The 15,569-nt window shown below is 63.8% G+C and carries 9 protein-coding genes; 6 read left to right on the plus strand and 3 right to left on the minus strand.

From position 1 onward, the window contains the following. Positions 1-206 precede the first annotated feature (206 nt). Positions 207-728 (plus strand): hypothetical protein, encoded by a 522-nt coding sequence (locus QMG25_RS06815; RefSeq protein WP_283458574.1) that lies wholly within the window; start codon positions 207-209, stop codon positions 726-728. 25 nt (positions 729-753) lie between these two features. Here the strand turns inward: QMG25_RS06815 and QMG25_RS06820 are convergent, their stop codons facing one another. Then, positions 754-972: a helix-turn-helix domain-containing protein gene (locus tag QMG25_RS06820; RefSeq protein WP_283458577.1), complete on the minus strand. Its 219-nt coding sequence runs from the start codon at positions 970-972 to the stop codon at positions 754-756. Positions 973-1,231: 259 nt separating this feature from the next. Here QMG25_RS06820 and QMG25_RS06825 point away from each other — a divergent pair, with 259 nt between their 5' ends. From QMG25_RS06825 to QMG25_RS06840, 4 genes are all read left to right on the plus strand, one after another. Further along, positions 1,232-1,873 carry a hypothetical protein gene (locus QMG25_RS06825; protein WP_283458579.1) on the plus strand — a complete coding sequence of 214 codons (642 nt, stop codon included), beginning with the start codon at positions 1,232-1,234 and terminating at the stop codon, positions 1,871-1,873. Positions 1,874-1,878: 5 nt separating this feature from the next. Further along, positions 1,879-3,558: a CpaE/TadZ family protein gene (locus tag QMG25_RS06830; RefSeq protein ID WP_283458581.1), complete on the plus strand. Its 1,680-nt coding sequence runs from the start codon at positions 1,879-1,881 to the stop codon at positions 3,556-3,558. Positions 3,559-3,617: 59 nt separating this feature from the next. Beyond that, positions 3,618-8,492 carry an NAD-glutamate dehydrogenase gene (locus QMG25_RS06835; protein WP_283458583.1) on the plus strand — a complete coding sequence of 1,625 codons (4,875 nt, stop codon included), beginning with the start codon at positions 3,618-3,620 and terminating at the stop codon, positions 8,490-8,492. A 102-nt stretch (positions 8,493-8,594) separates the two neighbouring features. Further along, complete coding sequence (locus tag QMG25_RS06840; protein ID WP_283458585.1) at positions 8,595-10,073, plus strand: sensor histidine kinase; 1,479 nt, start codon at positions 8,595-8,597, stop codon at positions 10,071-10,073. A 115-nt stretch (positions 10,074-10,188) separates the two neighbouring features. On the opposite strand, the gene QMG25_RS06845 is transcribed toward QMG25_RS06840, so the two are convergent. Next, positions 10,189-10,437, minus strand: a complete 249-nt coding sequence (locus QMG25_RS06845) for a WhiB family transcriptional regulator (protein ID WP_038469266.1) — start codon at positions 10,435-10,437, stop codon at positions 10,189-10,191. A gap of 230 nt (positions 10,438-10,667) precedes the next feature. Here QMG25_RS06845 and QMG25_RS06850 point away from each other — a divergent pair, with 230 nt between their 5' ends. Next, positions 10,668-11,147, plus strand: coding sequence for a hypothetical protein (locus QMG25_RS06850; RefSeq protein ID WP_283458594.1), 480 nt, complete (start codon positions 10,668-10,670; stop codon positions 11,145-11,147). A gap of 18 nt (positions 11,148-11,165) precedes the next feature. Here QMG25_RS06850 and QMG25_RS06855 read toward each other — a convergent pair whose 3' ends face one another. After that, on the minus strand, positions 11,166-15,524 hold the full coding sequence (locus QMG25_RS06855) for an FtsK/SpoIIIE domain-containing protein (RefSeq protein ID WP_283458596.1): 4,359 nt from the start codon (positions 15,522-15,524) through the stop codon (positions 11,166-11,168). Positions 15,525-15,569: the final 45 nt, after the last annotated feature.

Below are 15,569 nucleotides of genomic sequence, written 5' to 3' on the forward strand. Positions count from 1 at the left end.
CATTGTCAGCTCCATAGAAACTGGCGTACCCGACACCGCAGAACCAGACTTGAAACCACGCCGAAGCGGATGAAATCAAATGAGGCAACGTATGTGGATACGCGGAGGTTTTCTATGAGTCAACGCGCCCGGTTGACGTCCAGTCCGCCCGCGCCTAGCGTGGCGCCATGCGATGGGAACTACTATTTGGTGATTTGGAAACGCAAATGCAGGCAGCCTCACAGCAGGACCTGGAGCACCATATCAACGAACTGGCGCGGGTAGAGGCGGCCCGGCTGACGATGGCCGAGGCTTTGCGCGGATCCGTTGGCAGCCGGCTGTCCATCGTGATGAGAACCGGAACGGCCTTTCATGGGCGGCTGTGCCGGGTGGAAACGGAGTGGGTGCTGTTGGACGAAGGCAGCCGGTCAGTGCTTTTGCCGTTGGCCATGATCCAGCGGGTGCAGGGGTTGGGTACGCAACGGGCCAGGGCGCCGTCGAAAATCCCCTATACATTCGCCGCCGCACTGCGCGTTCTGTCCCGCAACAGATCGGCGCTGGTGCTGGAATTGGACAGCATCCGCCCGGCCGCCTTGCGCGGAGTGATCGACGAAGTGGGCTCTGACTACATCCAGCTCATGCAGCTGTCCGACGGCGTCAATCGAGACCGCGAGAATCGACAAGGAAGCGTGGTGGTGCCGACGGGCGGGCTGGTTTCCTTGGCGTCGTCGCCGGACAACGAGTTCTGACCGCCGACAGTGCAGCGGGCGGGCGTCAACGGCCGGGTGTTGAATTCTCGGCATCCAGCATGGCACGGGCCGCAGCGTGGCGGTCCTCGATGAATTGCTCGAACTTTGCCGCATCCACGCGCCATTGCCCGCGGCCGCCAATTTGGAACGCGGGCAGTTCGCCGCTGTGGACAAGTGCATAGCAGGCGGCGGCGGAGATTTGCAGTTGTTCGGCAACGTCGGCCAATGTCAGGAAACGAGGCATGCAACCATTATCCCCCTTTTGACCACCTTTGACGAGATTCGTGAAAGATATCCACAGGTCCGGCAATGCCGCTCGTTGTCCACAGATTCAGCCTGCATCGGCACAAGGTCTTTCCACCGGAGCGAAGAGGCGGTAGAAATGGTAGACGGCGGCAGGGCGCACAGGCAACGCGCGCACGGCGGCCCACACTGGATGCGACGGCGGATCCTTCGACAGGGCCGGCAGCACGTGGTGGCACGATCCCGTAGGGGGAGGAACCATGACGATGGAAGGGCGAGGGCCAGCCCCTCGACTGAAGAAGCCGACGTGGAAAGATCCCAGGCTCTTGATTGGCATACTGCTGGTTCTGGCCTCCGTTGCAGGTGTCGTGGCGCTGGTGGGAAATGCCGAAAAGACCGTGCCAATGTATGCGGCACGGGATGCGTTGGTGGTGGGCCAGAAGATCAATGCCGGCTCCTTCACCATCGTCCACGTCCAGTTGGGGGAGGCCAGCGGTCAGTATTTGGACCCAGCTGAGGAGCTGGTGGAGAACGCTGTCGCAGTGCGCATGGTGCCCAAGGGCGAAATTGTGCCCCGCTCAAGCATCGGTCGCACCGACGCCCTTGATCGCAAGCCCGTCTCCGTAACCATTGAGGAGCCCCTGCCGAAGGAAGTCATCGCCGGCACGCACGTCGACGTGTGGGTTTCGCTGCCTGATGAGCGAAACGGCTTCCAGGCTCCGGTGCTCATGCTGCCGGGTGCGGAGGTTGCAGCCTTGAATGTCGCCGCCTCCTCACTTGGCTCCAGCAAAAACATGCAGTTGATGGTCCTTGTCACGGACGCGCAGATGCCGAAGTTCATCGGTGCCGTCGCCAACAAAGCCAAGATCTCCGTCGTGTGGAACCCCGGGGCCGCCCCGTGAAGCCGGTGACTGTCATTGCAGTGGGGGATACGGAAGCGGCCGTCGTTGAAGAGCTCGCGCAGCAGCAAGGGCGGCTGCACATTGTGCGGCGCTGCCCGGAACTGCCCGAATTGCTGGCTGCCTGCCAGAGCGGGTTGGCACAAGTGGCGTTCGTCGCCGGATTCTCCGGCGACTTGACTGCAACTCTTGTGGACAGGCTGACAGCTGTCGGCGTGAGTGTCGTGGCGGTCGCAGACTCGCCCGAGGAAGCACGGCGGCTGCGAGGCATCGGTGCCACACCCGTCGCCGCGCGCGTTGCGGCAACTTCGCTGGTTGGGGTGGTTTGCGCCGCAGTTGAGGACCGCCGCCACCCTGGCCATTCCGGCTATGCAGTTGCGTCCGCCGAAGCGGCTCTTCCGCCGGGCAGGGCAGTGCCCACGGACCACACCGGGGTGGCGGCGCCACTACACAACAACGCTGCAGGGGACGGCGACAACGGCGGCAACAACGCCGGGCCCGGGCACCAGACGGACTCCACGGGCGGAAGCCCGCCTGAACCCGACGCCGGAGACGACGATGCCAGCGGGACAGGAAACGAAAATGCGGCTGAGCCGCCAGAGAACAACCTCCACCTCCGCCGACCAGAAAAGGTGGGCGAAGACGGGTCGCCGCCGCAGGACTCGAGCCAGCCAGAAAGAACTGCAAGCTGGAGGGCGATGATCACCGCCAACCTGCGTCCGGGCAGGAACAGGGACAGCGACCGAGAAGCGGACCAAGCCGGGGCATCAAGGCGGAAATTAAGGAAGCAGGGGTCCAGCCCCGCCGCACCGTCCACCAAACCTGCCGTCCCCGGCAGGATTGTGGCGGTGTGGGGGCCGATCGGCTCCCCGGGAAGGACCACCGTGGCCATCAACCTGGCAGCCGAACAAGCAGCTGCCGGCCGAAGGGTCATGCTGATCGACGCGGACAGCTACGGTTCCAGCATTGCCGCCACCTTGGGATTGTTGGATGAATCGGCGTCTTTTGCCCAGGCGTGCCGCGCAGCGGATCAAGGGGCGCTGTCCCCTGCCGCACTGGCAAAAATCACCACTGAGCTAGTCTTTTCCGGAGGAACATTTTCACTGCTGACCGGACTCACGCGGGCGGACAGGTGGCCGGAATTGCGGGCAGCCGCCGTCGAACGGGTCCTGGGGCTGGCCCGGGGCATGGCCGAACTGGTGGTGGTGGACTGTGGCTTTGGGTTGGAGAACGACGAAGAACTCAGCTACGACACTGTGGCCCCTCGGCGCAACGCAGCCACCTTGGCGGTGCTTTCACAGGCGGAGCTGATTTATGCCGTCGGCAACAGTGACCCGGTGGGCATTCCGCGCTTGATCAAGGGGCTGAGCGAGCTGGCCGAGGCGTGCCCTGGCGCCGATGTGCGTGTGGTGGCCAACAAAGTGCGCCGCAAGGCTGTGGGCAGCTCCCCTGAGAAGGCGCTCGCACAGGCTTGGGACCGCTTCGGCCCGGCGATGGGCATCAGCCATTTCCTGCCGTGGGACCCGGAGCTGACGGACAAGGCCCTGCTGGAGGGTCGGCTGCTTTTGGAGATTGCCCCTGATGCGCCGCTGCGCAGGGCCATTCGGGACATCACTTGTGCAGCTGACCAACAGAAGTCAAAAGTTGCTGTAGCAAAAGCCACTGCAAAGCTTGAAGTTCAAGGCTAGGCTCAAGTGACGGATCGCAATGAAGCGGTCTAAACTTTTTTGACGGAGGCGTTATTTTCATGTCATCGCACACAAGCAGCCACGAGCCTGAACAGAACCAAACCAGGTACGGCGGCCAGTCATTCTTGGATGACTATTTTGTGCAACTATCCGAAGAAGACGCGGGCACTTATGACACCGAACGGTTGAGCGCCAGGGCCTGGGCCCACCAGGAGCTGGCAGCCAATCGCAGCCCGGGCGAGGCCAACCTGGAAATCCGTGATGAGCGCGACGCCAGCGTCGTTTACATCGTCACCGATGACATGCCATTCCTTGTCGACTCGGTTAGCGCAGAGCTGGTGCGGCAGGACATGGCCATCCACCTGGTCACCCACCCCGTCTTTGTAGTCGCCAGGGACAAGACCAGCAACGACCTGACAAAGGTGACAAAGGTTCCTTCGCATGCCGGCGTGGCCAGCGGCGACACCTCCGCACTGCCCAACATTGCCTACCTCCTCGGGGATGGCGAAAACAGCTCCTTCCTGGAATCATGGATTGCCGTTCAAATCCCCAAAACCAGTGCGCCTGAGAAGGAAGCTCTGCTTGCGGGAATAGCCAAGGTCCTCACAGACGTCCGAGCTGCTGTTGAAGACTGGCCGGCCATGCGCGAGAAAGCCCTGAGCAGGGCAGAGATTCTGGCCTCCGTGCTTTCCGGGGAATCCTTGGTGGACCTGCGCGAAGCCGAAGATCTCCTGCACTGGATGGAAGCGGACAACTTCGCCTTCCTGGGCTACCGGGAATACGACCTTGAGAAGCGCGACGGCGAAGACGTCCTTGTCAACCGCGAAGGCAGCGGGTTGGGCCTGCTGCGGGACGGCTCCGGCCACCCGACGGTGCAGCACCTGACCAAGACGGGACGGCGCAAGGCCCGCGAGAAGCGTGTCTTGGTGATCACCAAAGCCAACTCCCGCTCCACGGTGCACCGTGGCGCCTACTTTGACTACATTGGTGTGAAGTCCTTTGACTCCCAAGGCAATGTCAACGGCGAGCAGCGCTTCATCGGGCTGTTTGCCAGCGCGGTCTACACCGGCTCGGTACGGAATATCCCCGTGGTGCGCGAAAAGGTTGATGCCGTGCTGCGACACTTTGGCTTCCCGCCCAACTCACACTCCGGCAAGGACCTGTTTGCCGTCCTGGACACCTATCCTCGCGACGAACTCTTCCAAATCGAAGTTGACGACCTGATCGAGATCGCCGAGGGCATCCTCCGGCTGGCCGAACGCCGTCGCACGCGCTTGTTTTTGCGACCGGACATCTATGGCCGTTTCATGTCCGCACTGGTTTACATTCCCCGCGACCGGTATACAACGGCCGTGCGCCACCGCATTGAGCGGGAGCTGATGCGCACCTTCGACGCCAGCTCCATTGACTTTGAAGCCCGCATGAGCGAATCAGCGCTGGCCCGGTTGTTCTTCCGCATCCGGCTGCCCAAGGACTACATTGTCTCTGCCGAGCTGCATGCCGCGGAGCTGGAACAGCGTCTTGTTCGGGCGGCACGTTCCTGGCCCGAAGGGATCGCCCAAGTGCTGCGCGACTCCCGCCACCTGGATGTGGCCGACCCGCTTGTCACCAAATGGTCCGACGCCTTCCCGGCCGGCTACCGGGTGGACTTTGAAGTGGAGGAGGCGCTGGCCGACATTGCCCGCTTTGAGAGCTTCGACGCCGACTACAAGGCTGTGGTTGCTGCCGGCCTGGCACCGAACCAGTGTCCTCCCGGCATGCACGTTTATCTCCCGGCAGGCACCGGTGCGTTGCTGGAAGAGGACGCGCGCGTCAAGCTGTACATGGCACACCCGAAAAGCTTGAGCAAGATTGTGCCGTTCTTCCACAATCTTGGGCTTGAAGTCCTGGACGAGCGCCCCTTTGAAATTGAGACAGCCGATAAACGCGACTTTTTCCTCTACGACCTGGGCCTGAAGTATCCCCAGGGGGTTGACCCGCTGGCGACGGCGGAACTGCTCACCGAAGCATTTGGGGCCGCCATCACGGGCAAAAGCGAATCGGACCACTTTGACATGCTGGTGCTCACCGAAGGCATGCCGTGGCGCCAAATCGTGATCCTGCGCGCGTACGCCAAGTACATGCGCCAGATTGGAAACACCAACTCCTTCGGCTTCATCGCCGACACGCTTTTGCAAAATGTGGCCGTGACAAGGGGGCTCGTTGAACTGTTTGAGGCCCGGTTCGACCCCGCTGTCGACGCAACGGCCAGGCCCGGCTTGCAAGCCGAGATCCACGAGCGGCTCAACGCCGCACTGGAGGACGTCCCCACCTTGGACGCGGACAGGATCCTGCGCACCTTCGCCAACCTCATCGACGCCACCCTGCGCACCAACTTTCATCGCGACCGGGCATACCTGAGCCTGAAACTCGATCCCTCCGCCATCAATGGCTTGCCCGCCCCGCGGCCCATGTTCGAGATCTGGGTGTACTCCCCGCAGGTGGAAGGCAGCCACTTGCGTTTTGGCAAGGTGTCCCGAGGTGGTTTGCGCTGGTCGGATCGTCGTGAGGACTTCCGCACCGAGGTGCTGGGCCTTGTGAAGGCGCAGACGGTCAAAAACGCCGTCATTGTTCCCACCGGCGCCAAGGGCGGCTTCTTCGCCAAGGCGCTGCCCAACCCTGCAATCGACCGTGGCGCATGGTTGGAAGAGGGTCGGGAAAGCTACAAAATGTTCATTCGCGGCCTGCTCGATGTCACGGACAATCTCAAGGCCACCGCCGAGGGTGAAGTGGTGGTTCCGCCGGAGAATGTGGTCCGTCATGATGCCGACGACAGCTACCTGGTGGTCGCCGCGGACAAGGGCACGGCATCTTTTTCCGACACCGCCAATGCCATCTCCGCCGAATACGGCTTCTGGCTCGGGGACGCTTTCGCCTCGGGCGGCTCGGTTGGCTACGACCACAAGGACATGGGTATCACCGCCCGCGGCGCGTGGGAGTCGGTCAAGCGGCACTTTAGCGAGTTCGACGTGGACACCCAGACCCAAGCGTTCACGGCAGTGGGTGTCGGGGACATGTCGGGGGATGTCTTTGGCAACGGCATGCTGCGCACCCGCCACGTGCGCCTTGTCGCGGCGTTTGACCACCGCGACATCTTCCTTGATCCGAACCCCGATGCGTCGGCGTCCTTTGACGAGCGCCAGCGCCTGTACGACCTGCCGCGCTCCTCTTGGCAGGACTACAATGAGGAGCTCATCAGCGAGGGTGGCGGCGTGTTCTCACGCACGCTGAAGTCAATCCCCATCTCCGCCGAAGTCCGCGCTGCGCTGGGGTTGCCCGAGGGAACCCAAAAGCTCAGCCCGCCGGAACTGCTGCGTGCGGTGCTTTTGGCGCCGACGGACCTGCTGTACAACGGTGGCATCGGCACCTACATCAAGGCCAGCACCGAATCCAACGCCGATGTGGGGGACAAGACCAACGACTCCATCCGGGTGGACGGTGCGGATCTGCGAGTGAAGATCATTGGCGAAGGCGGGAACCTCGGCATGACCCAGCGAGGCCGTGTCGAGGCAGCCCTGCACGGGGTCATCCTCAACACCGACGCCATTGACAATTCAGCCGGCGTTGACTGTTCCGACCATGAAGTGAACATCAAAATCTTCGTTGACAGGATGGTCGTGGCAGGAAAGCTGGATCCGGCCGAGCGCACCGAGTTCCTGATGTCCATGACAGATGAAATCGGGCAGTTGGTGCTTGAAGACAATATTGAGCAAAACATCCTGTTGCTCAATGACCGCCAGAACGTGGTTGAAGCAAGTCCCAGCTTCGAGCGCTTCATGGACTGGTTGGAGGAATGCGCCGACCTTGACCGCGAGCTGGAGGCGCTGCCCAGCAATGCCGTGTTGCGGGAACGTGTGGCTGCAGGGCAGGGGCTCACCTCCCCGGAACTGGCCGTGCTGCTGGCCTACGCCAAGATGGAATTGGCCTCTTCGTTGGCCAAGAGCGACTTGGCCAACGACCCGTGGTTCAAGTCGACGTTGCGGCGCTACTTCCCGGCTCAGGTGGCGGACCGTTTCGATGCCGAGCTCGACAGCCACCCGCTGCGGAAGGAGATCATTGCCACCGTGGTGGCCAATGACATGGTGAACCTCGGCGGCATCACCTTCGTCTTCCGGGCCTTGGAGGAAACTTCGGCCAGCGAGGTCGCCATTGCCAAGGCCTTTGTGGCACTGCACGAGATCTTTGACATGGACTCCATGCGCTCGGCGTTGCGGGAGCTGCCGCCGAGCTTCCCCACCGGGCAGTGGTGCGATGTCCAGCTGGACATGCGCCGCCACCTGGACCGGTCCGTGCGCTGGCTGCTCAATGAAGGCACCGGAGCGCAAGAGATCGAGGATGTGGTGAAGCGCTTCAGGCCGGTGGTCGGCAGTCTTGGTGCTCGCATGGACGACTTCCTCCAAGGAGTCGACGCCGAACGCGTCGCCAGCTGGTACGGCCGTGCCGAAGCCGTCGACATGCCCACGACCCTGGGGCGCCGCTGGGCGGAACTTTTTGAGACGTTCCCGCTCCTTGACGTGGCCAAGGTCAGCGAAGGCCTGGGGCAACCCCAGGCCGCCGTTGCCAGTGTGTATTATGCGCTGTACAACCGCTACAGCGTGGACGCGTTGCTGGACCGCATCACGTCGCTGCCGCGCAAGGACAGGTGGCAGGCCCTGGCCCGCGCGGCCTTGCGCGACGACCTGTATGCGACCATTGCCGACATGGTGCGCAATGTCATGGACAGCACCACCCCCGGCGCCGGCCCGCTGGAACGGATTGAGGAATGGGAAGCGCAGAACGAGGAGCAACTGGCCCGGTCCATGCGCATGTTTGCCGAAGTCAACGCCCTTGAACAAGACGACATGGCGTCGTTGTCTGTAGCATTGAGGCTCTTGCGTTCGATCGTGCGGCGTTAAAGCCACAGCCTTGTGAGGCTGTGCCAGCGGCACAGTTGCAACAGCCTATGCGGTGCCCGCCTGCCACAGGCGGGCACCGCCACCCATTTTTGAGGAGCCAGCATGGCAATTTTTGCCGACATGATCAGGGAAAGCACGGGCTTGTGCCCGGGCGACGCCGAATGGCTGCACCTACTGGTGGGGGACTGGCAGATGATTGCGGATCTCTCGTTCGCGGACCTGGTGTTGTGGTTTCCGTCCAGCGACGGCAAGAGCCACGTTGCCTTGGCGCACGTGCGCCCCTCCACCTCCCACACCATGTTTCACTCCGATTTCGTGGGGGATTCGGTGCAGCCCGAGCTTGCGCCCCTGATCCGGGCAGCGTGGACAAACCAGAACATTGAGCGCTCGCATGAGACGAAAATTTGGAATTCGGACATGGCGATGCGTGTTGAGGCGATCCCGATGGTCCGCAGTGGCCGAACTCTGGCTGTCATCACCACGCACATGGATCTGACCAGTTCACGCATGCCCTCACGGCTGGAACTGACGTACCGCCAGTGCGCCTACGACTTGCTGAAAATGGGCACCTTGGGGTTGTGGCCCGACTTTGCCTCGCCCACCGGTTCACGCCGTGGAGCCCCACGCGTGGGCGATGGACTGCTGCGCCTTGATGTTGACGGGATCGTGCAATATGCCAGCCCCAACGGCGTTTCGGCCTTCCGGCGGCTGGGCGACGGTGAATCATTGGAAGGCCGTTCCTTGGCCGAAGTCACCACGTCCCTGCTCAAGGACCGACGCATGGTGGATGAATCCCTGCCGTTGGTGGTCACCGGGCGGATGCCATGGCGCACCGAGATTGAGTCCCGCGGTGTCAGCCTGTCGCTGCGAGCCATTCCGCTGCGTGATGCCACTGAGCGGTTTGGTGCCCTGGTGTTGTGCCGCGACGTCTCTGAACTGCGACGCCGCGAACAGGAACTGGTGACCAAGGACGCCACCATCCGTGAAATCCACCACCGGGTGAAGAACAACCTCCAAACCGTGGCCGCCCTCCTGCGCATGCAGTCTCGACGCATGCACAGCGAGGAAGGCCGGCAAGGGCTTGAACAGGCCATGCGCCGCGTGTCCACGATTGCCCTGGTGCACGAGACGCTGTCCCAAGGGCTGGCCCAGAACGTGGACTTTGATGAGCTCATCGACAGGCAGTTCAGGCTGTCGGCCGAAGTGGCCTCGCCGTCGCAGCGAGTGCACACCGAACGCGAGGGAGCGTTTGAAGAGTTGCCCAGCGACTTCGCCACCCCGCTGGCACTGGTGATCAACGAATTGGTGACGAACGCCGTCGAGCATGGCCTGCAGGACAGGGAAGGGACGGTGTGGCTCACCGCGCACCGTTACAAGAACGAGTCGGGGGACGATGCCTTGACGGTGACCATTGCCGACGACGGCGTGGGTCTGCCGGAGGGGCAGATCGCCGAGGGCCTGGGCCTGCAAATTGTGCGGACCCTTGTCACCAGTGAACTTGGCGGCACCATTGACTGGTCCCCGCGGGCGGGCGGCGGAACCGTCGTCGAACTGCAAATGGCGTTGATCAGCCGGCACTGAGTCCGGTATTGAGAACTGCCCGCCTTGAAATTAAACGCAACTGGCCCGCAGCGCGGACCGAAGACCATTGCCAACAATGGTCCGGCCGCTGCTGCGGGCCAGTTGGTGCGAAAAGCTAGCTGGCGCGTCGAGCGCGGGCAGCGCGACGCTTCATGGCGCGGCGTTCATCCTCGCTCAAGCCACCCCAAACCCCTGCGTCCTGCCCGGATTCAATGGCCCACTTCAAGCAGGTGTCGATCACGGGACAGCGACGGCATACGCTCTTTGCTTCCTCGATTTGCAGCAAGGCCGGGCCCGTGTTTCCAACCGGGAAAAACAATTCCGGGTCTTTGTCGAGGCAGGCTGCGCGACTACGCCAGTCCATGCTGATCACTCACTCCTTTTAGAACACGAGACACTTGTGAAAAAATTCACATTGGCCGCATAAGAAAGGGCCCTGTATGGGCCCCTGTTGGTCACTGAGTTAAGAATGGCATGTTCACACGGCGTAAACAAGAGGTTCGGAAGGAAAATCCGCTGTGCGGCCTGAGCGATAAATCACAGTGACTCAGGGCGTCTTGGCTGCTAGACAGCAATCTCCGATAAGGTGCTGTTGTGCAAAACAATCCCCAAAATCCAGCTGAAACGCCCCCTTCCGAGGACGACGGAGCGGCGGAAACAATCGCCGGGACCGACGACGTGAAGCGACCGACAGGCGTTTTTGTGGTGGCTGGCGTGGTGGGCCTGGAAGCTCTCGCGCTGGGGGTGGTCGGCGTAGGGTCGGTCGTTGCGATGTTCACCCAACCGGTGTTCTCCCTGGCTAGCGCCATTTTCCTTTCCGTGTTGCTCTTGGGGCTGGCTGCGGCATTGGGTGCCGTGGCGGTCAATGCCTTCAAGGGATTCCGGTGGACGCGGTCGGCGGCGTTTGTGTGGCAGCTGCTGATGGTGGCAATTGCCACGCCGATGTTGCTCGAAGGAAACCTGCTGCTGGGGCTGGCGCTGTTGCTGCCGCCGATGGCCGTGGTGTTTTTCCTGTTCACCCCGAACGTGGTGGCCTTCTCACTGCGCGCCGGAGCCAGCGACAAAGTGGTGTAGGCCCTTTGGCCGAGCCCTTCATGGTCCGGGACGTCGGAGCGCTGTATGGCCTGTGTCGCCCGTGTGGCCCGCAGGGCCAGTCTCGGGCAGCGGGAACTGAAACCACGAGCGCGGGCCCCTGTCCAGCAGCACTCCGCGGCCCAGCGGTTCGGCCCCTGCCGTGTCCAGCCGCACGCCAAAAAGCTCGCCATCGCCGCTGCGTTGGGGTCTGAGGACAACGCCTTGTTGTGCCGTTCGCAGGCCCCACTCCAGCGGCAAGCTGGACAGTGCCGGTCCCGGCCAGGAGAATGCGACCACCAGCACCATACCTGCCGCCAAGCCGTCCCGTGCTTGCTGCAACTGCAGGGACGTCAGTGATGCGGCGTCGTCCAGAAAGAGCGTCCCGGGATCGTGGCCGGTTTGGCGCACGGCGCGGACGGAGCCACAGTTCAATTGCTCCAGCGCGTGGAGGAAACTTGATTTCCCGCTTCCCGGACTGCCGAGCACGGGAAACACGGTTCCGGGAGCCAGCGCGACCCGCACAGGCTGGCGTCCGTCTCCGCCCAGCCCAACCACCAGCGTTGTTTCGCAGCGGTCCCGGCTGCCGGGTGCCGGCAGCTCCCCCGAAACAGCCTCGTGCATTTGCACCATGGAGACCGATTCCGGCAAACCTGTGACGAGGAGGGTGGCGGCAGCGCAGTTTTCGGTGCCCGCGACACTGCGTTTCGGCGCGGCTGCGCCCCCGCGCGTTGCAGCTGCGCAGGGTGGTGGCGACGGAGAATTTCCGAGCTGCGCAATATGCAGCTGCTCAGCCCCTCCGGCTGAAACCACGGGATTGACCGGGCCGGCTACGGCGCCCCGCCCGTGGAGGGGTTTGAAGCCCGGCAGTCGAGGCCACAGCATGGTCGATTCGGAACTTGCCCCATACGGCAGGAAGATCCGGTTGGGGACCGACGGCAGGAAGGTGGCCGTCAACAGCTCACGGCCACCGCCCATGACCGCCACCAGGTTTGGACAGCCGAAGCGGACCAGCGCGGCAATGCTGTCCTCGGTTTCGTGCCAAGGACTGGCACGGAGTGCGGCAGCCCAGCGGCCCCAGTCGGATATGCACAGGACAAGGGTTTGCGTGCTGCCTGCGGCGGCCTGCCCCAACCGCTGGACCAGGTGTGCTGCAGTTCGCAGCTGGTTCGGTCCCACACACCCGCCCACCCAGGGGCTTCCCGAGAAACTGCCCAGCGAGCCGTCCCCGTCCAGCAGATACAGCAGCCGCGGCACGGAACCGCCAGCTGCACCTGCAGCGCCGGTGGCTGCGTCGTTGGTGGCTGCGTCGTTGGCTGCCAGGAGCTGGCCGGCGACCAAGGCCACGGCGCATGAGGTTTCCGCAGGCGTGCCAACGCAGGCGAGGTGCGCATTCAGCTCAGGATTCCACAACAGCGGCTCCACCGACTGGCGGTGCGGAACGTCCACCAGCCCCAGCAGCAGGGATACTTTGCCGGGCGGGTTGCACAGCTCCACCTCCGCCGGCAGCCCGGCGGCGACAACGGCAGGGGCTGCGCGACGGTTGGGATCGGCGGCGCTGCAGCGTTCCCACGCTTCCGCCATGAGCTTGGCGAGGGCGCCCACGTCACTTGCAAAGGCTCCCCGCGCTGCCTCATGGGCGGGGGTGGCTGCCAAGTGTTCACGGGCATCCTCCACCACGGGGATCAGCCCGGAGTCCGCAACAGACAGGCGCAGTGTGGCACTTTGGAACTCCTGCGGTGGTGCACCTGCCTTGCTGATGTAGGCCCGGCCCGGGACGGTGACGCTGATGGTTGCGGCAACGCCGGTGCCTATGACATCCGTGGAGTCGAAAGGGGATTGCACGCGCAGACAAATGGAACTTGTTACATTGGCACGGATGTCGGCGTTCAAGGCGCCTTGCGGCCGTTGCGTGGCCATGACCAGGTGGATGCCCAGCGAACGGCCGACGGCGGCAATGCGCATGAGTTCGGCCATGGCATCGGGGAACTGGTCCACGAGCACCCTGAACTCATCAATGACCACCACCAAGTGGGTCATGGCATGGCCGTCCTGGCCGGACGGCTGCACGCGGTGTCGAGCAGCGGAGCGGTAGGAGTCGCTGTCTGCAGCTTCGAGGGCGGCAAGCGCAGCTTCGCGACGGTGGAGTTCGGCCCGCAGCGAGGCCAAGGTGCGCTCCATCCCCTCGCCGCCCAAGTCGGTGATGAGCGAAGTGGTGTGCGGGAGCCTGCACAAGGAGCCCAAGCCTGCCCCGCCCTTGAAATCGATGAACACAAATTGCAGGTCTGCGGGGGAGTGCGCGGCGGCCAGGCTGCCTGCGAGGGTACGCAAGAGTTCGGACTTTCCCGATCCGGTGGTGCCGCCAAGCAAGAGATGAGGGCCGTCCCGGCGAAAATCGAACATGACGGGGCCTGCCGTCGACTGTCCAAGAGGGATGGGGAGCAGCGGACCTCCGCTCGAGAGCTGCCATTGCAGCATGAGGGAATCAACTGTGCACAGTTCAGCAAGTGGCAGGGAATTGGGCGCCAGGTCGCCTTGCACGGCAGGTTCTGCTTTGCTGGCGAACCCGGGGTCGCCGTGCTGTCCGGTCCGGGAGCCGCTCCCCGGGCGTGGCTGTCCCGCAACGGACAAAGCACGACGGCGGGCATAGGCATCAAATACTGTGGGCGGCACACCATCGGGGACAAACTCTCGGCCGGCACAAGATCCCACCAAGCGATTTCCGGCAGTACGCAGCTCCACAGTGGCCGGTGTGGTCGCGGCCCCGCGTCGGTGGGCGGCAGTGCGTGGTGGCGCTGCCGCCGCGCACCCTCCGGACGGAACCCCGGAGGGGAACCCGCTGCCGGACGGGTCCGAAACAGGCCGTGAAAGCCGGGCCTGGATAGTCCCTGTGTTCGTGCCGGGGCCGTCGGGGGCACGCACCGCGAAGTGCACCACCCGCAGTCCCGGATTCGTGTCGAGCCAGGCAGCGGCGGGCTCATCAACAAGCAGCAACACGGCCGGATGAGTTTCAGTGCCGTCGCCTGCCGGGCCGCGCAGACTGGCCAAGGCGTGTGAGGCGGCAGCAGCGGATGTGGCGAGAAGAGTGCGCGGCAGAAACCTGGCTGCCAGCGGAACGGTCTCTGCCGGGCCCAGCAGGACTGCAGGGATGGCGGCGGCATCCAATTGCATCAGAACATAGTTCAACGTTGCCACCACGGCACGAGCAGGCCCGGAGACCGTGACCGGTTCGTTCGTCAAACCGACGCACAGGGGAAGCCCCTGCAGCTGGGGCGCCGAGAAGCCCGCATCAGCCGGTGCCACCTCAATGGCGGCCGCCTGGGTGGCCGTGCCAAGGCGCAGCGCGGCCTGTGCGCCGGAGGGCGCTGGCCAGGGAGGCCCCGGCCCGGCCCGGGCGGCAACCATCAAGGTTCCGGCATCGGGGAAGGTGCGAAAACGTCGACTGGCGTCCTGCCATGCTGCAGCTTCGACGGCCGAACGGAACGTCCTGCGCCGCTTGAGGCCGCCGAACAAGGGAACCAGCACTGCCATGGCGCCCATGGCAGCAAAGGCCAGAAACATCCACGAACCCGTCAGTAGCGCCAGCCCCAAGCCCAACAACAGCGGGAGGCAACCGGCAACAGCCATGGCGGCACGGTTGCGCGTGGAACCGGTGGTGTTCGGTACGGACAGGGCACCCAACGCTGCGGAATCCAGCAAGCGCGGCCCGGCACCGGACACGGGCAGGACAGGATCATTGAAACGAAGCTCAAGGGTGCTGCTTCCGCAGGCAACCACGTGGCCCACCTCAAGAACCACTGTGCCCTTGACGCGCTCGGCGCTAGCGGTCGGGGAAGAATTCCGGGAACGGAGACTGAATCCGCTGGATCCAACAGCAGCACTCAATGTGATCTCATGCGCACCCACCACCAGGGTGCCGTGGTGCCGCGACAGGGATGGGTCGGCGACCCGGATGCGGCACTGGCCCCGGCCCAAAGTGTAGCTGCCGCGATGCAGTGCAAAGACGGCCCCTGCCCCGGGTCCGGAGCAAACGGACAACACCGCTGCGATGGCCCCGTCACGATCTTGGAAGACGGCCCGTGCCGGCTGCCTGTCCGGCCAGGCCACCAAGACGGCGCCATTGACAAGGGGAACGATGCCCGCTTGCAACGCTTCGAGGGGCTCGCCTGAGACGGTAAAGGACAAGCCGGGCCAGCGCTGGGCCAGAGCTTGGTGCAGGGACAGGCCCGAACAACTTGTTTGCGGCACCCCGGACGGCCAGGCGATGCTGAGTTCGGCCCAAGGGAATGGTGCAGCAGTCAAGACTGCCCCGTCCCCGCCTCCGCTTCCCCCTCCGTTTCCGGCACCGGGCCCTGCCACGACCGTGACTTCAAGCAACATGGCACCTCCTCCTCCCGGCTCGCAACCCAGGCACCCAACCCAAGC

It is taken from the genome of Arthrobacter sp. H35-D1 (assembly GCF_030063185.1).
Taxonomy (GTDB): Bacteria; Actinomycetota; Actinomycetes; order Actinomycetales; family Micrococcaceae; genus Specibacter.

Excerpts from the sequence above, each read along its gene's own strand:
- QMG25_RS06820 (WP_283458577.1), bottom strand. The coding sequence starts at position 972 with ATGCCTCGTTTCCTGACATTGGCCGACGTTGCCGAACAACTGCAAATC.
- QMG25_RS06845 (WP_038469266.1), bottom strand. The coding sequence starts at position 10,437 with ATGGACTGGCGTAGTCGCGCAGCCTGCCTCGACAAAGACCCGGAATTG.
- QMG25_RS06825 (WP_283458579.1), top strand. The coding sequence starts at position 1,232 with ATGACGATGGAAGGGCGAGGGCCAGCCCCTCGACTGAAGAAGCCGACG.
- QMG25_RS06840 (WP_283458585.1), top strand. The coding sequence starts at position 8,595 with ATGGCAATTTTTGCCGACATGATCAGGGAAAGCACGGGCTTGTGCCCG.
- QMG25_RS06855 (WP_283458596.1), bottom strand. The coding sequence starts at position 15,524 with ATGTTGCTTGAAGTCACGGTCGTGGCAGGGCCCGGTGCCGGAAACGGA.
- QMG25_RS06815 (WP_283458574.1), top strand. The coding sequence starts at position 207 with ATGCAGGCAGCCTCACAGCAGGACCTGGAGCACCATATCAACGAACTG.
- QMG25_RS06835 (WP_283458583.1), top strand. The coding sequence starts at position 3,618 with ATGTCATCGCACACAAGCAGCCACGAGCCTGAACAGAACCAAACCAGG.